Here is a 23,556-nt window from a genome sequence, read left to right as displayed (position 1 = left end):
AAAAGCCCATGACCGCCGTGCGAACCTTACGTGTTTCCGTATACCGGTATAATCCGGACAAGGACACCAAACCGTACATGCAGGAGTATTCACTGGATATTCCCGCCAATACCGACACCATGCTGCTGAGCCTGCTTGAGCGCATTAAATCCGAGCAGGACCCAACGCTCAGTTTTCGCCGCTCCTGCCGCGAAGGGGTATGCGGTTCAGACGGTATGAACATCAACGGTGCTAATGGCCTTGCCTGTATTACCGCGCTGTCAAGCCTTGGCACTGACAACGTTGTGCTGCGCCCGCTCCCGGGGTTCCCGGTGATACGTGACCTGGTGGTGGACATGAGCCAGTTTTATCAGCAGTACGAACGTGTTGAGCCGTATCTGCAGAACAACACCGTGCCTCCGGCACGTGAACGGCTGCAGTCACCCGAAGAACGTGCGCAGCTCGATGGTCTGTATGAGTGCATTCTGTGTGCCTGCTGCACCAGCTCCTGCCCCTCCTTCTGGTGGAATCCCGACAAATTTGTCGGTCCCGCGGGGCTTTTGCAGGCGCGACGCTTTCTCGCCGACAGCCGTGATACGGCCACTGACAGCCGGCTTGATAAACTGCAGGATCCCTTCAGTGTATTCCGCTGCCGTTCTATTATGAACTGCGCCAGCGTCTGCCCCAAAGGATTGAATCCCACGGTGGCTATTTCTGACATTCGCAAGCAAATGCTGAATCGCGAAACCTGACATCAGCACAACGTTTGCCGGTGCGCATCCCCGGCAAACCGTATCGGAGACCGCAGTATGAGCACGACTCTGGAAAACCAATGGGCCACCGGCTGGCTCTCGGGTGGTAACATGGCCTATGTGGATGGCCTGTATGAAGATTTCCTGGCATCACCGGAATCGGTGCCACAAGCATGGAGAGCAGTTTTTCAGGGAATGGCAAAGGGTGACGGCAAGGCACATGACGAAGCGCATCGGTTAGTGCGCGACTATTTTCAACATCAGGCAACGCTGCCAAAGACGGCCGCCACGGTTGTCGGTACTGACAACAGCCAGTCGAAAGTCACTGAACTTCTTAATGCCTATCGCACGTACGGCCACCTTGCCGCAAATCTCGATCCGCTCGAAATGGCTGAACGTGTGGAAATGCCGGCGCTTGATTTAGCGTACCATCAGCTGAGCAGCGCTGACATGCAGCGCACCTTTTTTGGCGGCAGCGCTTTTGGCAACCAGACACTACAGGCCCTTTACAGCCAGCTGCGTGAAACCTACTGTGGCAGTATTGGCATTGAATACATGCACCTGTCAGACAATGCGGAAATTCTCTGGTTGCAAAATGCCATGGAATCAACCCGAGGCCGCGCGACATTCACGCCCGAAACGCAAAAGCGCATTCTTAAAGAGCTGATTGCCGCCGATGGTCTTGAGCGTTATCTTGGAACCCGCTTTGTCGGTCAGAAGCGTTTTTCACTCGAAGGTGGAGACGCGCTTATTCCCATGATGCAGGAAATTATCCGGGAAGGCGGCGAGAGCGAAACCCAGGAAATTGTGATTGGCATGGCGCACCGAGGCCGCCTGAATGTACTTGTCAACGTACTTGGTAAATCGCCGCAGGATCTTTTCCAGGAATTTGAAGGCAAAATTAACTCGGAACGCACTGGAGACGTGAAGTACCATATGGGCTTTTCCTCCAACGTGCGGACGGATTCGGGCCGCATGCTGCACCTCGCGCTTGCGTTTAATCCCTCACACCTTGAAATTATCAGCCCGGTGGTTGAAGGCTCCGTGCGTTCGCGCCTTGCGCGCCGTGGTGACCTCGGTACCTATGAAACGGTTCTGCCAGTGATTATCCACGGAGACGCCGCGTTTGCCGGTCAAGGCGTGGTCATGGAAACTTTTAACTTTTCCCAGGCGCGCGGCTATTGCACTGGCGGTACTGTACACATTGTCATCAACAACCAGATTGGCTTTACCACCAGCAATCCTCTCGATGCCCGCTCCACCCGTTACTGTACCGATGTTGCAAAAATGGTGCAGGCGCCGGTACTGCATGTGAACGGCGAAGACCCTGAAGCGGTGCTGTTTGCCACAAAAATCGCCTTTGAATTTCGCAAGCGTTTCAAACGCGATGTTGTGATTGATCTCATGTGCTATCGCCGACACGGCCATAACGAGGCTGATGAGCCATCGGTCACGCAGCCCATGATGTATAAAAAAATCAAATCCATGCCAACGCTTCGCGAAAAGTATGCAGAAAAGCTGATTGATGCCGGTGTGATTGACCGAGAAGCGGTCAATGGCATGGTGGACGCGTATCGTGAACGCCTCGATGCCGGTCTGCCGGTCGTTGAGACGGTTAACGGCGATTATCCCGGACGTCTGTCTACGGACTGGACGCCCTATTTGCATACGGAATGGACGGAGCCTGCTAAAACCGCCATTTCACTGGAAACGCTGAAAAAACTTTCCAAGGCACTTCTTGAACTGCCGGCGGGTTTTGAGCTGCATCCCGTGGTACGCAAGCTTTTGGCTGACCGCGAAAAAATGACGCTTGGCGAAATCCCCTTAAACTGGGGTTATGCAGAAACCATGGCGTATGCAAGTCTCCTGCAGGAAGATTATGCGGTGCGCCTCTCTGGACAGGACTGCGGGCGCGGTACATTCGCGCACCGTCACGCGGTGCTGCATGATATCAACACCGGTGAGAGCATCGTGCCGCTTGAAAAGCTGGCCAACGGTCACAACCGCCGCTTTAAAGTCATTGATTCCGTGCTGTCGGAAGAAGCGGTGCTCGCTTTTGAGTATGGTTATGCGTCTTCAGACCCCGCCTCACTCGTGCTCTGGGAAGCGCAGTTTGGCGATTTTGCCAATGGTGCGCAGGTCGTTATTGATCAGTTCATTAGCTCCGGTGAGCAGAAGTGGGGACGCCTCTGCGGCCTTGTAATGCTGCTGCCGCACGGATACGAGGGCCAGGGCCCTGAGCATTCTTCGGCACGCCTTGAGCGCTACATGCAGCTTTGCGCACAACAGAACATGCAGGTGTGCACGCCGACAACGCCGGCTCAGATTTTCCATCTGTTGCGCCGCCAGATGATTCGTCCTTATCGTAAGCCATTGATTGTGATGACGCCCAAAAGCCTGTTGCGTCACCGGCTTGCCGTTTCAAGCCTTTCGGATTTAACCGAGGGCAGCTTCCAGAACGTTATCCCCGAAGTAGACGCGCTTGATGCGCGTGCGGTTACGAGGGTGGTTCTCTGCTGTGGCAAGGTATATTATGACCTCCTCGAGAAACGCCGGGCAGACGAACTGCAGAACGTCGCGATTGTGCGCATAGAGCAGCTCTATCCGTTTCCGATGAAAGCGCTGATTGAGGAACTTAAAAAGTACCCCAACGCCCGCGACATTATCTGGTGCCAGGAAGAGCCACAGAACCAGGGAGTCTGGTTTTCCTCACAGCACAATATCGTGGCATGTCTGCAAAAAGAACAGACACTGCGCTATGCGGGCCGCGAATTTGCCGCGTCTCCCGCTGTCGGCAGTCCGCTGCTGCATGCAGAACAGCAAAAGGCGCTGGTGAAACAGGCTCTGGAAGAGTAACACTGGTGAACGCATTCAACCCTCAAGAAGAAAGGTAACAACATGTCAGTTGAAGTCAAAGTTCCTGCTTTGCCCGAGTCGGTGGCCGATGCCACCATCGCCACCTGGCACAAAAAGCCGGGCGACCAGGTCAAACGTGATGAGAATCTTCTCGATCTCGAAACCGACAAGGTGGTTCTCGAAGTTCCAGCCCCTGCCGATGGTGTTCTCGAAGCGGTCTTCTTTAAAGAAGGCGATACGGTGCAGGCCAGTGATTTACTCGCAAAAATTGCAGCGGGTGCTTCTGCTCCTGCAGCAGCGCCGGTTCAAGCCGCCTCAGAGCCGGTGGAATCAAGCGATGCGGCAACAAGTCCCGCAGTAAGACGGATGCTTGCAGAAAATAATCTGCAACCCGGACAGATTGTTGGTACGGGCAAAGAGGGACGCATTACTAAAGAGGATGTCCTGGCTTTCATCGCTTCGGGACGCAAGGGCGCTGAGGCCCCGGCCCCGGCAGTGGTCGCCCCGGCTGTTGAAACGCCCGTGCATGTCGCGAGCGGTATGCGTGAAGAGCGCCGCGTGCCCATGACACGTCTGCGCGCGCGCATTGCCGAGCGCCTCGTACAGGCACAGCATAACGCCGCCATGCTGACCACCTTCAATGAGGTCAATCTGAAAGCGGTAATGGACATGCGCAACCAGTATAAGGATGTGTTTGAGAAGAAACATGGCGTGAAACTGGGTTTTATGTCCTTTTTCACCAAAGCCGTTGTGGAATCGCTGAAACGCTTCCCGGCTGTCAACGCCTCCATCGATGGTCAGGATATCGTGTATCACGGATATTATGATGTGGGTATTGCCGTTTCCACGGAGCGCGGTCTTGTCGTGCCGGTTATCCGAGATGCGGATACCCTCAGCATGGCCGACATTGAAAAACGCATCAATGATGCTGCGGTACGTGCGCGGGATGGCAAGCTTGCCATGGAAGAAATGCAGGGTGGCACCTTCACCATTACTAACGGTGGGGTGTTTGGGTCGCTGCTTGCAACTCCAATTATTAATCCGCCGCAGACGGGTATCCTTGGGATGCACAAAATCGAGGACAGACCCATTGTAGAAAACGGCGAGATTGTGATTCGTCCGATGATGTACATCGCACTTTCCTACGATCACCGTTTGATTGATGGCAAAGAGTCTGTTCAGTTTCTGGTAAGCGTGAAGCAGCTGCTGGAAGACCCATCGCGATTGCTGCTTAATATTTGATAAGGTGAAAAAGAATGAATTTGCATGAATACCAGGCCAAGCAGGTGTTTGCCCGTTACGGCATGCCGGTCCCCAATGGCGCAGTGGCTTACTCTGTGGAAGATGCGCTCCAGGTAGCCTCACAGCTTTCCACGCCCCGCACGGTGGTAAAAGCGCAGGTGCACGCCGGAGGCCGCGGCAAGGCGGGTGGTGTCAAGCTGGTTTCCAACCGTGACGAGCTGGCAGCAGCGGTCAAAGGCATGCTGGGTACGCGCCTTGTTACGTATCAGACAGATGCCAAAGGCCAGCCGGTTAACGCAGTACTGGTAGAAGAAACCTGCGACATCGGACGCGAACTGTATCTTGGAGCCGTCGTTGACCGCGCCACCCGGCGTGTGGTCATGATGGTTTCCACGGAAGGCGGCGTTGAGATTGAAAAAGTCGCGCATGAAACGCCCGAAAAAATCATTCGCATCGTGATTGACCCGCTGGTCGGTGTGATGCCGTTTCAGTGTCGCGATGCGGCATTTGCGCTTGGCCTTGAAGGCGCGCAAATCAATCAGCTTACAAAACTGATGACCGCCCTTGGCAAACTGTTCGTTGAGTGTGATTTGAGCCTTGTCGAAATTAATCCACTGGTCGTGACCAAAAGCGGCGATTTGCTCTGTCTGGATGGCAAAGTCAACATCGACCCCAACGCGCTCTATCGCCAGCCTGAACTGAAGGGCATGCGCGATACGACCCAGGAAGATGAGCGTGAAAATCGCGCGACAGACTGGGAACTGAACTACATTCCGCTTGATGGTGAAATTGGCTGCATGGTCAACGGTGCGGGACTGGCCATGGCAACGATGGATGTTATTAAACTGCATGGCGGCGAGCCTGCGAACTTCCTCGATGTTGGCGGCGGTGCGACTAAAGAACGCGTGTGCGAAGCCTTTAAAATCATCCTTTCCGATGAAAAGGTACGCGGCATTCTCGTTAACATTTTCGGCGGCATTGTGCGTTGTGACCTTATTGCCGAGGGCATTCTCGCCGCGGTTAAAGAGGTTGATGTTCGGGTGCCGGTGGTGGTGCGTCTTGAAGGTAACAATGCCGAGCTGGGTGCAGATATCCTGAATAAAAGCGATATGAATGTTATCGCGGCAGGCAGCCTGACGGATGCGGCGCAAAAAATCGTGGCGGCAGTCGCCTGAACCGAATTAGAAATTTAGAGGCCAATAATGAGTGTATTAGTCAATCGGGAAACCAAAGTCCTGTGCCAGGGGTTTACCGGCAAACAGGGTACCTTCCATTCCGAGCAGGCCATTGCCTACGGTACCCGTATGGTTGGTGGTGTAACACCGGGCAAGGGCGGTCAGACGCATCTGGGTCTGCCGGTCTTCAATACGATGCGTGATGCGGTTGCTGCAACTGGCGCGGATGCAAGCGTGATTTATGTTCCGGCAGCATTTTGCAAGGACTCCATCCTTGAAGCGGCTGATGCCGGCATCAAGCTGATAGTCTGTATTACGGAAGGCGTACCCGTACTCGACATGCTGGAGGTCAAGGTTTATCTTGAAAATAACACCCATGCGCGTCTGATTGGACCCAACTGCCCGGGAATTATTACCCCAGGCGAGTGTAAGATTGGCATAATGCCCGGCTCCATTCACCTGCCAGGACGCGTGGGCATTGTGTCGCGCTCAGGTACGCTCACGTATGAAGCGGTCAAACAGACTACGGATGCGGGATTTGGCCAAAGTACCTGTATCGGCATCGGTGGCGACCCCATTCCCGGCACGAGCTTCATTGACGCGCTGGCACTTTTTGAAAAAGACCCGCAAACCGAAGCCATTATTATGGTCGGCGAAATCGGTGGGAGTGCTGAAGAAGAAGCCGCTGAATACATCCGCACCCATGTTAAAAAACCGGTAGTTTCCTACATTGCCGGAGTTACGGCACCGGCTGGTAAGCGCATGGGGCACGCAGGTGCCATTATTTCCGGTGGCAAGGGAACGGCTGCTGAGAAGTTTGCTGCACTTGAAGCCGCGGGCGTTCGTACGGTTCGCTCACCAGGCCTGCTGGCCGCCGCACTTGCTGAAGTTACAGGCTGGAAAATGCGTGTAACTGAAGGCGCACTCTAAACACAAAAAAGCCAATCCCCGCTCCGGCGGGGATTTTTTTCTTTTAAGGGGATAAAAATCGGCTTTTCTACACTGTCAAGACTGTTTTTTTAAATACTGATTCGGTATCATTATTACGTTATTTTTCTGTTTCCTTTCCCCTTAAGCTTTGTGGATATCTTTTCGCCCTTTCTCTGAACAGTTGTTCTCCCTCTGATGCATTTCAGTCATAACACTATGAATAATTAAGATATTTTTTATCAATAGGGGTGAAATCCTTATCCACAAAAACTGTGGATAACCCTGTGCACATCCTACAAAAAACCTTCTCTGACAAGTGTTCCCTGCCGTGTCTTTTTCCCGTCCAGTGTGTCGCTGCCAGCCTTAAGACGAACTGCCGGGACGGCTTGTCGAGCTCGCTTCTTCGTTTACAACCGTATGATGGTTGTTCTGGCATTCGAGGCGCCCTTTAAACGAAGAGAAGGCTCCTACGTTGATAAAATTAGAGGCTTTAAGGGCCCGGTGAAAAGCTCCCGGTGTGCTGTAGCGTTGATCCACTGCAAAGGGTGCAGGAAACAACAGCGTATAATCGCCTGTTGCACGCGCTTCGAGAAGCTGCCTGCCGACAGGGGTTTCCCGCCAGCCGGGTATGAGCACTGCATCAGCCCATTCATCAAATGACTTTCCTTTATAGTCTTTAAAAGAATTTTCACCTTTAATGCCGGGCCGAGTAATGGGTTGAAGCACCGCTGCCTGCCACGCGGCAATAATCACGGGGGTACAGCGTTGTCCGCGACTTGGCGCATGAGGACTGCTGTTGTTGCTTCGGCTTGCGAATTTGATGGCGCGTCTCAAGCCCTCATCTCCCATTACTGTAAGCTCGGGATTGTGCATGAGGTTGCGTAAATCATCTTCAGCGCGAGGCTCAGGGTAGGGCATGGCAGGTCCGCTGACAGCAGCATCGGGATTGCTGTAGAAATTTCTCATGTCACGCGCATGGCGCTCCTGCCAGAATGAGGGTGGCCAGGCAGCCAGGTGTTCCTCACGGGTTCGGATTTTTGAGGACAGGGACCAGTTTTTCATAATGGCCGCAGCCCGCTGGCTTACATCCTCCTCTCCCGCAAAACGAAACACCATCCCCCGGCCTTCTGGAAGATTCGTCAGCCGTGTGCCGGGCTGGCGGTATCCTTCACGAACGGCGTGAGCTACAGGGCGGTCGCTTCCGGCAATCCACAACATACTGTGCGCCGGTGTGAATCGCCTCATGTTCAAAGGAAACATGTCGTCCATGGTTGCATCTTCATAGGGGGTTTCGAGGATTAGAATATCTCCATCTTGAAGGTGCAAGGTTTCCTCAAGTGCGCGCTCAATTGTCATATTATCTCCACTTTGCGCTCTACATGCTCATAATTATAGATCATTTGCCAGCGGGTCAGTGTGTCCGGTGAGCAGATTGCCTTAACAGTTCAATGACTTCATCGTCAGAGACCTGCGGAAAGTTATCATACCAGCATCCAACGGCCTGAAAATGAATCGGTCTCAGGGGGCAAATGACCCTGTCTGCAAGCTTACTCATGACGTCGCAGGTTTCAGCGGCGGCAACGGGGACAGCTATTATGATACATGCCGGGTTATGGGTGCGCAAAGCCGCGATGGCCGCCTGCATGCTGGCGCCTGTGGCGATACCATCATCCACCAGAATAACCGTATTATTTTGAAGGGACGGGAAGGGGCGGTTTGCGCGATAGAGACGTTCGCGACGAAGTTGTTCACGCGTTTCAGCCTGCAAAACCGCCTCTACCGAAGGGAGCGGGATTTTCAGTTGAGCGAGAAGCGGCTGATTAAGGAAAACGGTATCACCAGAGGCAATCGCACCCATCGCGAGCTCCTCGTGTCCCGGCACTCCAAGCTTTCGAACCACCAGAATATCGAGGGGCAGTGAAAGCCTTCGTGCTATCTCAAAACCAACAGGCACGCCGCCGCGGGGCAGAGCTAAAACGATGACCTCTTTTTTATGCGCATACTCTTGAAGAGCGTCTGCGAGAACGCTTCCGGCCTCATACCTGTCTGAATAATGCTTCATTTCAGTACTCCCTTGAGAGCGGTTATTATACAGTTTAGTGCAAGCATGGCTGCTTGAAGCAAAGGAGGCAGAATACTGTGGTGTCAGGGGATGCGCGAGGCTGCTGACAGCTTGTGCAGTAACGGAGAGTGCGCGTAAAATCAACATTTTTTGGGCGAATGTTTCCATGTTTTCATCTCTGTTTCAAACCGCACGACAATCTGCGACCGCCTCCTTGATGGCGCGCGCCTATCACGCGGATAATTTGCAGGTAGCCCCCCGTCCATCAAGACTGGTGCAAAAATCTAAAGGTATAGTCAGTCTGCAGGTGCGGAGTGTACCGGATGCCGGTCGCTCGCCTGAGTGGTCAACCCTGCTCGCCGTTGATGTTGGGAACGACACGATTGCATCTGTAGAAGAGGAGGAGCAGGCACCATTAATGCTCGCATGGCTTAGAAGCCCGGACCGGGTCATCCCGCTTGAACAGCTCTATGCGGTTGAGTCGCGGATATGGAAGCGTTTTCTCGCCCATCTTGGCGAGCCATTGCTGGCAGAGATGCTGGGGTTAGAAAAACACCGCCACCTCTGGCAGGGATATGCATTCGCCCGCAGTGCCCATTCGCTGGAAATTGCAGAGAGGCGCGCCAGAATGCTCAGTGAGCATCATTTTTTGCTGCCGCTTGCATTAACGCCGTTTAAGGATTTTCAGCAATTTCCGCTGTACATTTTTAACAGAGAGCTTGAAGATAAAGCCGCACTATATGAGTCTATCCGAATGGATGCGTATCAGGGGAAATTTGTGCCTGAAAAAATGCGCGAACTGCATCCTGTTTTTACCCGGGAATTTTTGAAAAAAATCGCGCATTGCACCAGTCTCCTCGAAGTAGACAGGCTTGCATGGATGCTCAATAATCACGCAGACATGCCGGGTGCGCCGCATGGGGCGGCAAAGCGTCTCGCAGCGGCTACGAACCGCATGCCTTCGTCGCGCCTGACGCCTGCTGATTTTGGCTGTATGACCGAGTTGAGTCATCATCTGTCCGTAATGAATCATGTGCACGCTGCCGGCGGCTTTTTATTCAACGGTAAAACGGACTGGACGCAGAATCGGGTAAAGCTGCATGGGTTTTTTACCGCCAGTCGCCGAGATGCCGTGTTCCATATCAGTGATTACGTTAATGCGCTTTATAATGACTTGATTTACCGTGAGATACAACGGGAATTCCCTGAGGCGCATCCAGAAGATTCTGCCAATCATATTTATAATTTCCCTGAACTTTTTCATGCGCTACTCGCCGATAATCAGTGCATTCTGCAGATGCAGCGGCTGCAGGAGCGATGGCATCAAAATTTTGCCCTGCTTGAAGTGCGAAAGCCTCTGGCAATGGATGAGTGCTGGGAGCCGCTGATAGCAGACTGTCAGATAAATGGCATTACTGTAAATGTGCTGACATCAAGCCTCGCGCTGCGTGAGCATGGCGAAGAAATGGAGCATTGTGTTGGCGGATTCAACCGGTTTTGTCTGGCCAATTCCTGTAACATTTTGCGGCTTATGGATGCTAATGGCACACAAACTACCGCGTCGCTCGCCTATTCAAGAAAACACCCCGTCCTTGTGCATCAGCACTTTGGTGCGCGTAACAGCCCGCCGCCGCTTAAGCATGCTCGGGCGCTGGAGGAGCTGGTTGAGTGCATCAATCATAAGAAGATTCCTTTAAATCAGGCGCGGCGTGATGCACTGCCTGTATTTGCACCGCGGGTAGCTTATCCCTGGGCATTGGACGATGATGCGGCTCAGGAAGCCGTTTTTGCAGCGTGGAAAGGGCTTAAGCTGCTGCCGTCTGTACTGGATGCACCCAATCATGGCGCCATGCTGGCGCGCTCTGGGATTATGGAGCGATTGCATGCGTTTGTATCGCACGAGCCGCGGGTCAGCATCAGAGACTGAAAGCGTTTGTGGTGCATCTTCACATAAATTTTTTATCTGCCCCGTTGACCATGACCTCAAAGCCCGTGTAGGATGTCCGCTGCCTGTGGAAAGGCCCAACATGGAATTAATGGAATACTATCATGACGACAACTCGCACTGCTCATCGCGTCTTTACGCACCTTTATACGTCCCTTTCTGATTCCACCTGATTCGCACCCTTTTGTAGATTTACATCTGGTTGTTGATGTTTCAGGGAATTATCATGGAAAAGAAAGTCCTTCTCGCGATAAGCATGCTGTTGCTGGTGTGTGCTCAGGCCATGGCCATGTGTACGCCATCAGTCGAATTTTATTTTACCCGCTCCCCGCTGCCAACCTCGGTATTTGTGGGAGAAACCTTCCATCTGCCGCTGTTGATGAAGCATCATTGCCTCAAAGGACGCCAAACCTGGGCGGTTTCTGAGGGGGTGACGGTGCGCGCGGTGGATGGTCACTGCCCCCCGATGCCGGAGTTCAACGGGGAAATGGGCGATGGCTCCTGTGAACTTGACATGGCCGTTACCGGGTTTGCCCTGTCAAAGCAGTTTTCTGCGTGGGTTCGCTATAACACCCTGGTTCATAAGCACACTTCACCGCCTTTAACCATCGATGTACTGGCGCATCCTGTGGAGTTGCTGCCAGTACCGGCGCAGGCAGGGGCGCGCGGTCTGCCTTTTGCGCTGCCGTTAAAGCCCCTTGCGCGCTATTTTGATGAAAATGTTCTTGCCGGCAATAAACCAGTCATAAGCGTTACGCCTCTCGATGGCGGCGGTCTGCACTTTGACCGGCAAACCCTGATGCTTACCGGTACACCGGTTGCGAGGGGTGCGCTCGAATTTGCACTGTCGGTCATGACTGGTAACACCATCATCGGGCCAGAAATTATTCGCGTGGAAGTGGGGGCTCAGGCAAGTTCGCGGCCGATGTTTCGAGAAGATGCGCAACTACCGGCGTTTACAGTCGGCAAACCCTGGCGGTTTGACGCGCGCGTACTGCTTGCACCCTCATCCACTGACAATACGAATGACGGGCTTCGTCTTCGGATTGATGGTAACTACCCGGCCCCTGAGTGGCTGCACGTGCCTGAAGATTCATCCACGGTACTTGAAGGTATTGCGCCTCCTGAGAGCGTGGAACAGCAGGAAACGCTGGCATTGATTGCCTCAACCAATACGGCGGGGGACTCTCTGTCTCATGTATTTCCCTTGAAAGTGGCATTTGATGCGGAAAATACGCCCCGCATTCAGCCGTTTTCGCTGCGTTTTGCACCTCAGGAAGACTTTGAGGTGAACCTTTCGCAATACGTCGATGACCCGGCACACGACCCGGCGCTACAGCTCATTCTGGATGCCGTTGACCCCATGGCGTACTGGCTGCGACTGAGGCCGGATAACCCCCGGGTACTGGAAGGACGGGTTCCTGATGATGCTGCCGGAAGGTGTTTTCAGCTCTCCCTGAGAGCCGCGAACACCACCGGCGGAAGTTCACAGCCGGTTGTTATTCCGCTGTGTGTCTCTTCACGGGCTGTTCAAGGAACTGGAGCAACAGCATGACTCAAATCATTACTGGCAATGGTGCCGGAGTATACGGTTCTTCCCTTAATCTGCCTGGCAACTTTGGCATACAGGGGCGGGCCACTCTCGGACAGGGTACGGAAGATGTCTACGTTAACGCAGCGAATGGCAACCTTGTTGTGCGCCATCGCGATGGCTTTATGGCTGGAAATGGAACGGGCTTTTCTCTGACACAGACCTGGAACTCCTCTGGCGAGAGCCGTGGCTGGCGCTTTAATACGGCCTCCATGCTTATCCTTCAAGGCGTGCCCAATACCCCCGGCAGTGCCGTGGTGCGGGTTGAAGGTGACGGGCATCGCACGCGGTTCGTGTTTGACGCGGCCAGCGGAAGTTATCGACCTGAGGAAGGCGGGCGGGCATCACTTTCTTTCAATGACGGTGTGTGGCGTGCGCAGAGTGGCAGCGATGAAACAGTCTCGGAATATAACGCAGAAGGACGACTTCAGGCCATTCGCGACCGCGATGGCCATTCGCTGCGCTTTGAGTATGTCAATAACCTGCTGTCGCGGATAGTTGATACGAATGCGCGCCAGACGGTCATCTGGCACTTTGAAGCGGGGCGCCTTCGTGACGTTGAGAGCCGGTCTGACGGTGTTGTGGTGCACCGTGAACAGTTTGAGTGGGATGGACGGGGGCGACTGGCGCGCGTGGTGCGGGATTTGGGCGATGGCAAAACCTTTTGGACGCGCTATGCGTATGCGGGTGAGAGCGAGCGTATCAGTGATATTGAACAGAGTGATGGCACGCTCCTGCACATTGAATACGATACCGCAGGAAGGGTGTCCCTGCTCAGGGATGGCACTGAATCAACGATGGAGTTTCGCTACAGCGCCGGCAAAACCACCATTACAAATGCCCTGAATGAAGTGTGGACATATCTTGTGGACGCGCGTTCGCGCCTTATTGGCATAGAAGGGCCAAACGGGCATCAGGTGCATTATGCTTATGAGGGCAATTACCTTTCATCCGTAACCCGCGGACAGCTGACATGGCGTTACCACTACACGGCAAACGGTGACTGCGAACGCATCGAAGACCCGAGCGGCAAGGTTACTGAATATACTTTTGACGAGGCGCATCGCTGGCTGTCAAAGACTGTCACCAACAGGGATACCAAAGCGCTCATCAGCGTTGAGCGACAAGTTTTCGATGCCAATGGGCACCTGTGTTATGAAGTGTCAGCCGCAGGCGTTGTCAGGACCCACAGTTATGATGCGAGCGGACGCCTTAAAAACAGCCGTACATTTTTAAACGCGCATTTCACGGGTACTGTCGTCTCCCTTGCGGTCCTTGGTGCCTGGTGTGCTGCTCAGAACCCGCAGCAGGTTTCCCGAATCGACTATACATGGGACTGGAGAGGGCAACTCGAGTCGGAAACGTATTTTACACGTATAAGCGCCAATGGCGAAGGCCTTACACAGGGCGCGCTGGTGACTCGAATGCGTTATGACGCCGCTGGCCGACTTCTGGAAAAGTCCGTGCCCTTTGCCGGTGGCTTTAAAAGCACGACGTACGTCTATGATGACCTTGACCGTCTCATATTGTCTGTAAACAATGATGGCGGGCGCCACACCTACACCTACGATGACCTGCATCAGCGGGTCATTGAAACTGATGAAAAAGGCCTGCAGACCGTTAAACTCTATGACCAGAGTGGTCTCCTGCTTTCAACCACGCAGCTTGATTCGGTGAAAACATTCGCCAGTGTGCGCTACCATTACGATGCGACCGGGCGCCTTGTCCACGAACAGGGGCTGGATGGGTTGCGCACGTATTATTTTTATGATGCCAGTGGCCAGCTGCAGGCGGAGGTTTCTGGCAGCGGCCTGATGACAGAATATCTGCGCGATTCTAGTGGCCGTCTGGTGGGAACGATCCTGTATGCAGCGCGTCTCGCGACCCGGGACTGGGGCGATACGCCTCCAGAACTGGCAACTGTTCGTCCATTACCCTCATCGGCAGACAGAACGCTTCGAACGCACTTCAATGCGCATAATCAGATTGCCTTTCAGGTGGATGCCAGTGGCGCGGTCAGGGGCTTTGAATACGATACGGCCGGGCGGGTTGTGTGTGAGCGGGCCTATGTTCAGCGTCAATGGCCACCGGTTGCCCATGCCGATGACCGCGTACACCGCTTTTACTTTGACGCTGATGGTAACCGCATCGCCGATGTGGATGGCGAGGGGGTCTTGACCGTTTACCGCTACGATGGCGAAAACCATCTCCTGGAAACGTATCGATATGCAAACCGCCTGCGCCTGCCGGCACCAGCGATTTTTTCATCCCTGGACCTTAAGCCCGATACACTTCACGATGTGCGTACGCTGCATTTTTACAATGCCGCAGGCCTTAAAATTGCCGATATTGATGCCGAAGGGGGTGTGACTGAATACAGCTTCGATGACCGCGGATTGATGATATCTTCGAGAGCCTTTGCCACCCGGGTGGATATGGCCGCCATCACAGCCAACACCACCTTTGACCAGCTGCGCCCTAAAGAAAGCGCGCAAGACCGCTGCAGCGCGTGGCAGTATGACAGCCTCGCCCGGGTGGTGGAGGAGCAGGCAGCCAACGGCCTTGTAACGCGTTTTTCCTATGATGCACAGGGGTTATTGATATGTAAAACCCTGATGGATGCGAAAACCCATCAGGAGCGCACCGAACGCATACGCCGTGATAGCGCAGGACGCGTCATTGAGACGCTGGACGCACTTGGCAGTCGTCTGCTCGCAGAGAGTGCGCTTGATGAGGCAGCGATTGAAGCCATCTGGCAGCATCATGGTGTGCATCATACGTATGATGCCTCGGGGCGGCGCGTCAGCAGCACGAACGCGAAAGGGGAAACCACGCATTATTTTTATGACGATGCAGGCCGTCTTTGCAATACCATCAATGCGGACGGCGCTGTTTTGGAGTATCGCTACAACGCTTTTGGTGACATGACAACCACCATCCGCTATAGCCGTTTCCTGGAAGGGCCTTTTGATACGCTGACGAGTGCCAGTCTTGCTGAAAAGCTGAAGACACTGGAGGACCGCGCGCATGATGCGGTCATTACGTATGACTTTGATGCGATGGGGCGCATTATTTCCGAGACACATGGCGCCCGGGAAACCACGGTGCACTGGAACGCATTTGGAGAAATGGAGCGGCGAGAGCAGCGTATCAATGCCGAAAGCCGCATTATCAGCGAGTATCGTTATGATAATCGCGGACTCAAAATTGCTGAAAAACGGACATGGGGGGCGCAGTCTTTCAGCACATCAAGCACGTACGACAGCTTTGGTGCAGTATCCACAGAGACCGATGCACGTGGCTTTACGTCATATTTCACGCGCAACCGGCGTGGCGAGTGTGTGCTTTTTACGGCAGGCGCTGTTTGCCAGGTCATCACATGGGATACATTTGGGCGCAAGCTGACTGAAACCGATTTCAGCGGCAAACACGTTTTACGCACCTTTCGTTATGACGACCAGCAAAACCAGATGATTCTCACGGTTGGCAACAACGTGCAAATCAGTACCGCCAATGCCTTTGGAGATACGGTTTCCCTGACCGATGGCAATGGCCATACCATTCGCTGGCAGTTTGACGAGCGCGGTCTGCTGGTTGAGGTGGATGACATGCAGGGCTGTCAGCAGACGCTGCATTATGATGATGCGTCCAGACTGTCCTGGAAAGAAACGCGCGGAGGGGCTGTGGTTCAGTATCATTACGATGCTGCGGGCAACGTGCTTTCAGAGTGCATCGACCCCGAAGGGCTGGCACTCACCACGACCTGGACCCTTGACGCGCTTGGCCGCCAGATTGCGATTCAGGACGCTGCAGGCACCATTACGCGCCTCACATGGGATGCTGAAGGTGCATTGTCGGAGAAATGCGTTGACCCCGATGGCCTTAACCTGCAGACCCACTATTGCTACGATGCACTTGGCAATCTTGTGCTTGAAACGCTCAAAAATCCTGGCGGTAAAGACCATGTGGTTCAGCGCACATGGGACGGCTTTGGAAACCTTCTTACGACCACCATCGACCCCAATGGGCTCAAGATTACCCGACGCATGGACTATGATGGCAATGGCAACTGTGTGGCGGAAACCGACCCTAATCAGCACACGACCCATTTTGTCTATGACAGCAACAACCGCTGTCGCTATCGCATCGACCCGAGGGGCGCAGTAACGGAACATCAATACGATGTGAACGGGTTTGAAGTGGCGACATTGCGCTATGTCAATCGCCTTACAGGGCTTGGGGAATGGAGCGAGGCTACCGTTTCCAGCACGCTCAAACCTGATTCGGTACACGATTTGCAGACGTTTCGTACCTTTGATGAAGAAGGACGGATACGCCTGTCCTGGGACACGCTCGGGTTTGCCACTGAAAATACCTACGATGCCGTGGGTAATATCGTATGCACCACGCGTTACGCCATTGCGACACCGCTGGATGCCTTGCGCGCCGGTAAACGGGAGTTGCCCTCCATAAAGGATGCGCGGCGCACGTTTTATGTGTACGACAAAAATAACCAGTTGCGTTACCAGTTTGACGCGACAGGTGCCATCACCCGCTGGACGCGCGATGGTGCCGGCAACATCACGGAAAGCACGCGATTTGCGAAACCCATCTGGTATGGCAAAGCCGCCACACTCGATGAGGACAGCATCACAAGACTGCTGGAAGCAGATGCCCTGCATGACCAAACGACCCGTATCACCTATGACAAGGCCGGTCGAAAGTCGGCAGAGAGGGATGCCACCGGCGCGGTTACCCAGTACCAATACGATGCAGTTGGCCGTTGCATTGCCACGCTGCGGCTCGCGGAGCGGGTAACGGAGAGTCAGTGGCCAGAGGGCTTTTGTTTGAGTCCTAAGGACAGGCTCACGCGGGTGATGTTTGATGCGGCGGGGCGTGAAGTGTTTCGGATTGCTCCCGGGGGCGAGGTTATTGAGCGTCAGTACGATGCTGCAGGGAATGTGACGACTGAGATTTTCCATGGCCTGCGTGTCAGCGCTTCGGCAACACCTGCTGATATCAAAAAGGCGCTTTTGGCGGATACATTGTCACGGCGTACCGATTTTCTTTATGACGCAGCGGCACGACTTTCGAAAAAAACCAACGCGAAGGGGGATTATCAGCAACTCCTGTACGATGATGCCGGCAACGTGACTGAGCGTCGCGAAGAAAATGGCGCAGTCTGGCGATTTGTCTGGGACAGCGCCAATCAGCTGCTGGAGACCATCTCGCCTGCTGTGTCACTGGCACGCTGGGAGAAGGGGGTTATGGTGCGTGAAAATCGCTCCATTATTACCCGTAACACCTGGGACAGTTTTGGCAACCTTGTCGAAGAAGTGAAGGATGCAGAAGGGCTCGCTGTGAAGCATTTATATGCGTACGATGGCGAGGGTCGAAAAATCCGTACGCTGATTCGAGGCATTGGCATTTACGGTGCCAGTACGCTGCAAGCCAGCGCTGAGCGTCTTGAAAGCGTTCAAGACCTAACAGAAATAACGCGTTATAACGCTTTTGGGGAAGTAAGTGCAACCTGCAGCAAGGGCGGTGTCTGGCGCTATCATGTATATGATGAGCGCGGGCAGCGAACCTTTGAGATAGACGGAACGGGCCATGTAGTGCGTTATGAGTATAATGCACTTTCAGAGCGAATACGGAGTACCGCCTTCGCAAAAACCGTATCACTGGCTCCGGGCAGTGAGCCTGATGCGCGTCTTTTAGACCGCCTTGTTGAGGTCAATTCCCGTTATGACAGGCACACGACCTATGCCTATGATGCACTTTCGCGACTGGTGGAAACCACTCGGGATAAAGTGCGTGCTTTTGACGCGAAGCGTCAGGAATACCAGATGCTCTCGCCCTGTGAGCGGCAAATCTGGAACGCGTTTGGTGAAATCACCGAAACTGCAACGCGCCGGTTTGCTGATGAATGGCTGCACGAATACCGTGATTATGATGTCAACGGGCACGAAATCGCCTGTCTGAATGCCGCGGGTTATCTGACCACGAGCACCTATACCGTTTTTGGCGAGCTTGCCTCACAGACGGATTATGCCATTGCGACCGGCAGCGGGTTTACGCCTCCCGCCGACTCCAGTCGCAGTCGAACGGTGTCTTTTATGTACGATGCACTGGGGCGCGTATCGTCTAAAACCCTGAAGCAGGTGACGTTTTACCATGTGGATGCGCAAAACCGATTGCAGCAGGAAACCCGCGATCTTGAAACCCGTTTTACATGGGATGCTGCCGGCAATCTTATTGCCACAGAGGATGCGCTTGGAAATATCGCATACAGTTATTACAACCTGCTCGGACAAAAAATTGCGGATGTCGGGCCACATACTGAAGCGGGCCGTGCTGCCACCGTTTATGCCTATGATGGTCTGGGTCAGCTTCTCAGCACACTCAAGCGCGCGAATGGTGCGCTTTCAGCGGATGCGAAGGGCTTTAATCTTGCCGCAGTTTCGGCAAAAGACACGCTGGTGAGTAACGTCTATGATGCAATGGGGCGTGTCATTCAGGTTTTTGATACAAAACATCACGCGATTAACTACAGCTATGATGCCGATGGCAATCTGGCACGACGCTGGCAGACGTTTACCAGAGTTGATGGTACGGCAATGGTGCAGGACGTGCGCTACCGTTTTGATGCAGAATCGCGTCTTACGAAAACGCTGACGCTTAAACCGGACGGAACGGTTGCCTCTGCCGATACGCGCTATAACGCCTTTGGTGAGAAAGAGGCGGAGGGCGTGAACGGTCGTTTTACCTTCACCAGTGACTATGATCAGCTGGGTCGGGTGTGGCGTACCAATACGAGTGGCGCCTGGCAGATAAACGTTTATGACCTTGTGAACAATGTTACGCAGGTGGTAACCGCTTCAAATGCAGAAACGCCGGGGAATGCCACAGGTGTCGATCTCTCTCAAGCCTGGTATGAGCAGGCGATGAATTTTGACGGTGGCCTTTATCATTTTGTGTTGCAGCGCCAGAACAACACCTATGATGCCAGCGGGAATTTATTGTCTCAGCGTTATGCAAAAATCATCAACGGACAGACGGATGTCTGGCTCGAGCGCACTCAGCAGGTTGACCGATGGGGGAATGTGGTGCGTGAGGAGAGTGTTGAGCATTTTGTGACAACGCGCGAATACAATGCCCTGAACGCACTTGTTATGGAAGAGCTGCCTCTGGTGCGCACCGTAGACCGCCACGGTCAGGCAACCTCTATCAAGCCTCGTCAGTATTTTGCCACGGATGCTCTGGGACGCGATATCGGTCTTACAGATGCCGGTGGTCACACGGTATTGCGACGTCTTGATGCCGAGGGGCATATCATCGAGGAGGTGGATGCGAAGGGGGCGGTCAGCTATAAAACCTGGGATTTACTCGGACAAATGACGCACAGCAAGAATGCTACTGGCGTAGTGGTGGAGTATGAATATGACAAAAATGGTCAGCTGACAAGCATTCTCACCAATGGGCGTCGTCAGACTCGGGCTTATGACGAACTGGGGCAACTTGTACGCCAGTCTGTGGGCAGTAACGATGTGACGACCTTTGAATATAACGTACAGGGTTTTCAGACACGTCGCCGCGAGGCGAGTGGCAAGGATACACATTGGACGTATGACGATGAGGGCCATAAAAAAAGTGAGTTTGATGGTCTGCATACCCAAACCTGGGAATATGACGACATGGGGCGCATCAAACACCACGAAGACCTTGGCGGGCATCGTACAACCATTATTCGTAACGTTAACGGGCTTGTGTTGCGTGAGGGGTCAACGGCTGGCAAGCACGTTCAATATCAATACTATGCCGATGGGTTATTGCGTGAATTTAACGATATTAACTGTGCTGAGCATGTCGAGTATACCTACGATGCTGCGGGACGGGTGAAAACGCACAAGACATCGAAGGGAGGGGATTTTAAAAATGGCTGGTCGGAAGAAGATGAGACATTCAGCTATGATGCGCTTGGTCGGTTGACCTCTATGCAACGCCGCCATTCTGACGCATGGAGCAGGCGTTTTCCTGAGCGTTCACGTGATCTGCTGACACTTGATTACGATTATGACGCAGTGGGCAACATCCGGCATGCAGCAGCTACGGCGAACTACACCGGTAAAAAAGTCGTAAGTTCCGATAACTGGTATGACTATGACGAGAACGACCGTCTTACGGTTAATCGAGGGGTGCTTGAGAATGGCAATATCGGTATCAGCCGCAAGCAGGGCAGTGCACTTCTCTACGATGACAGTGGCAACGTACGCGAGGCGCAGGTGTTTGAGGGGGAAAACGCGCGCACCTACACGTATTTTTATGAAGAAAGTGGCTTATTGAGCCACATTTTTAAAGATGGCAACCGCTTTGAGCAGCGAAAGTATGACACCAGCGGGCGTCTTGAGCAAACCACGTCATTTGATATTTTTGGTGGAAAGACAGGCAGTAGTACCCTTGAGTACAAAAACGGTCAGGTTGTTTTGCAGACTAACCGTAATGGTATGGATGCGGAAACGGCGAAAACACAATTTTTTTACGATGTCGCGGGAAATCTCAAAGACTCCGTAACGCGGATGCAAAAATCCGATGTTAAGGGGAAGGTCGTGCATCAGAAGCTTGAGCATCACTATGAATATGCATTATGGGATGAGTATCTGCAAAGCAGTGATGACACAAAGCTTCAAATTGACGATTATCCAAAGCCTGAAACCGGGCGTGCCACACGTTCTTATGATCTAAATGGTCTCTTGAAAGAGATAAAAGATACAAAGCGGGACAGCAAGGGATCGTCCGCTACGAGCCGTTTCTGGATGAGCAGTCTTGAGGGCATGCATGCGCGGGAAGATGAAACCGGGATGGTGAACTATGTACGCCTTGGGGATAATCTCGTTGGTGATGTGAGCTGGAATGGTGTGGGGGAGGATGCCGTGCATGTCTATGGCGGTTTTGTTCCCACAGGGTATCGCCGGGGTATTGGTGAGGATACTCTGCTGCATCCCTTGCGAAAGGGCGGAATTCTTTCAAGGCTTGCAGATTTTGTGATGGGTCGCGGGCATCTGGACACTGATGAAGCGGTGCGTAACAGTGCTGGAGACGCGAATGATGTGATTCCTTCGGGAAATTCCGGGATTTACACCCTTGAGGCCGGTGATACGCTGGATACCATTGCGCTCAAAGTGTATGGCGACAGCAGCCTCTGGTATCTGATAGCGGATGCCAATGGCATTACTGAGCGAAATGCCTCTGCGGGGGCAGGTGGGCAGTTACAGCCAGGGCAGCGCCTGCAGATACCCTCTATTGGTAACACCCCGCATTTTAATGGTGCAACGCGCGCGTTGTCGAGTCAGAGTAAACAGATTGGCAGTCGCGCGGCAACGGTATCGACTCCGAAGCCTCTAGTGCCAAAGCATCACAAGTCGCATCAGCTGTTCCAAAAGATAGCGGTTGCGGTGATTGCGCTGGTGACAACGGTACTTGCCGCCGCAGCACTTGCCTCAGGTTTTGGTGCCAGCGCCACAGCGGGCATTTTTCAGCTTGGGCTTGCAGCCATCCGTGGAGCCGCGGGTCTTGGTGTTGTGGGTGCAATGGCAACCTCCGCGGGTGCAGGATTCATGGGCAATCTTGTCGCGCAGAATGTCTCTGAGGCGCTAGGGATGCAGCACGGCATTGACTGGAGCAGCCTGCTTGCAAGCGGGCTCGCAAGTCTCGCTGTCACCGGGCTCGGTTTTGCGGCACAGGGATCACGTTTCGCCGCGATGGGAGAGCGGCTGCAGAAATGGGTAAAAGACAGTAACTTTAGCATTCAAAGTGCATCACAGACGATGATTAAAGATGCGCTGAACCAGAGTGCAAATCTCGCTTTTCACAACCAGCAGCATTTCGACTGGATGCAACTGGGAACCCATGCAGCAACATCGGGAATTATGGACAGCACGCGCTATGGCAAGCTCGATGAAATGCTCGAAAAGATAGACGCAACCGGCACTCTGGCAGGCGAAACCGCCTCGCTGGCTTCGCACGCGGCAAGCGCCCTCACTCACGGCAAGTCTTTCAACGCCGAACAAGTACTTGTTGACAATCTGGGCACAGTCGCTGGAAGATTCGCGATGCAGGGAATCTTAAGCAGGGAATCATCCACACAATCAGAATACATCTCCCCTTTAGAAAATATATCGCCCGATGATGGGGTGTCAGAGCCTCTAACCACTGCGGTATTTAACCCGTCATCTGTTGAACATGAGGATATTGAGCTGGCGGCTCATATAAACCCGTTTAAAGTACCGGAGGTTCATGAAGGCAAAGACACGAATAGAGAGATAATGGCGCGTCAAAAAAACATTAACGTGAACAATCATCTCGCTTTGCCAGGCAACCAGGATATAGCTGAGCCAATAAACGATAACGATACACTGACAAGAGACCTTGAATTTATGAGTAGCTGTGGAGTTTACGGCGGATATGTCGTAGATGCCGCTAATATAATTCACGAATTCATGAGAAAAAAACAGGTAGCATCAAAAGTTCTTAGCACGGGTGTGCGTGTTAAGTCACCTTTGTATAATCGTGTCAAAAGTATGTACCGGCAACGTTCATTGGAAAAGGCGAAAGAGGTATTTCCTAACCCAACATCGGCCTCATATCGAATATTAAATCATAAAGCCGGCAGGATTATACCAGTAGCCGGCGTGGTTATGGACACAACCTATGTTTTTTTTAAAACAGCAGCAGCTTACAGCCGGCACGAAAAATCACCAGATGCCTACAAGTATAGTGTTGCTGCGGGCGGTGCCGCTCTGGCAGATGTTTTTGCAGGGGGGGCGGTAGCAACTGCCGGAGGTGTAGGAGCTGTATGGGTAGCCTCAGCAGGATTAAGTTTAGTTGGGATACCGTTAATGTTGGTTGGAATTGCCAGTTATGCAGTTGCAGCAAGCTTTTATTATGCGTGGGGCAGCGATCCGGTTGTAAATACTTCAAATAGAATCATTTTTAATGGCTTGTCAAAAGTATCAAATAGGAAATAA

At 53.2% G+C, this 23,556-nt stretch carries 10 protein-coding genes; 8 read left to right on the top strand and 2 right to left on the bottom strand.

The genetic code is table 11. The features are described 5' to 3' along the window. The first annotated feature begins 8 nt into the window (after positions 1 to 8). The 5 genes from E4T54_RS05065 to sucD are packed head-to-tail and all read left to right on the top strand — an operon-like array spanning position 9 to position 6,934. Positions 9 to 731: a succinate dehydrogenase iron-sulfur subunit gene (locus E4T54_RS05065; RefSeq protein WP_028385881.1), complete on the top strand. Its 723-nt coding sequence runs from the start codon at positions 9 to 11 to the stop codon at positions 729 to 731. A gap of 57 nt (positions 732 to 788) precedes the next feature. Next, positions 789 to 3,587: a 2-oxoglutarate dehydrogenase E1 component gene (locus E4T54_RS05060; RefSeq protein ID WP_035901803.1), complete on the top strand. Its 2,799-nt coding sequence runs from the start codon at positions 789 to 791 to the stop codon at positions 3,585 to 3,587. Positions 3,588 to 3,629: 42 nt separating this feature from the next. Continuing rightward, positions 3,630 to 4,829: a 2-oxoglutarate dehydrogenase complex dihydrolipoyllysine-residue succinyltransferase gene (gene odhB, locus E4T54_RS05055; RefSeq protein WP_028385879.1), complete on the top strand. Its 1,200-nt coding sequence runs from the start codon at positions 3,630 to 3,632 to the stop codon at positions 4,827 to 4,829. 14 nt (positions 4,830 to 4,843) lie between these two features. Next, positions 4,844 to 6,004 (top strand): ADP-forming succinate--CoA ligase subunit beta, encoded by a 1,161-nt coding sequence (gene sucC / locus E4T54_RS05050; protein ID WP_028385878.1) that lies wholly within the window; start codon positions 4,844 to 4,846, stop codon positions 6,002 to 6,004. A 27-nt stretch (positions 6,005 to 6,031) separates the two neighbouring features. Next, entirely contained in the window at positions 6,032 to 6,934 is a 903-nt protein-coding gene (gene sucD, locus E4T54_RS05045; RefSeq protein WP_028385877.1) for a succinate--CoA ligase subunit alpha, read from the top strand. Between the two features lie 363 nt (positions 6,935 to 7,297). On the opposite strand, the gene E4T54_RS05040 is transcribed toward sucD, so the two are convergent. Further along, entirely contained in the window at positions 7,298 to 8,290 is a 993-nt protein-coding gene (locus tag E4T54_RS05040; RefSeq protein WP_028385876.1) for a hypothetical protein, read from the bottom strand. Between the two features lie 55 nt (positions 8,291 to 8,345). Then, positions 8,346 to 8,996 carry a phosphoribosyltransferase gene (locus tag E4T54_RS05035; protein ID WP_028385875.1) on the bottom strand — a complete coding sequence of 217 codons (651 nt, stop codon included), beginning with the start codon at positions 8,994 to 8,996 and terminating at the stop codon, positions 8,346 to 8,348. A 166-nt stretch (positions 8,997 to 9,162) separates the two neighbouring features. Here E4T54_RS05035 and E4T54_RS05030 point away from each other — a divergent pair, with 166 nt between their 5' ends. The 3 genes from E4T54_RS05030 to E4T54_RS05020 all read left to right on the top strand — a co-directional run bounded on the left by E4T54_RS05030 (position 9,163) and on the right by E4T54_RS05020 (position 23,556). Beyond that, positions 9,163 to 10,923 carry a PcfJ domain-containing protein gene (locus tag E4T54_RS05030; RefSeq protein ID WP_035901800.1) on the top strand — a complete coding sequence of 587 codons (1,761 nt, stop codon included), beginning with the start codon at positions 9,163 to 9,165 and terminating at the stop codon, positions 10,921 to 10,923. A gap of 244 nt (positions 10,924 to 11,167) precedes the next feature. After that, a complete protein-coding gene (locus tag E4T54_RS05025) occupies positions 11,168 to 12,496 on the top strand; it encodes a hypothetical protein (protein WP_028385873.1) in 1,329 nt (442 codons plus the stop codon). Continuing rightward, the gene (locus E4T54_RS05020; protein WP_035901798.1) at positions 12,493 to 23,556 is read left to right on the top strand and encodes a LysM peptidoglycan-binding domain-containing protein; all 11,064 of its coding nucleotides are present in this window, start codon (positions 12,493 to 12,495) and stop codon (positions 23,554 to 23,556) included. The genes E4T54_RS05025 and E4T54_RS05020 overlap by 4 nt, the downstream gene beginning before the upstream one ends.

This window comes from Legionella geestiana, from assembly GCF_004571195.1.
In the GTDB taxonomy this organism is placed as follows: Bacteria; Pseudomonadota; Gammaproteobacteria; order Legionellales; family Legionellaceae; genus Legionella_B; species Legionella_B geestiana.
This window is presented reverse-complemented; position numbering and strand designations above follow the sequence as displayed.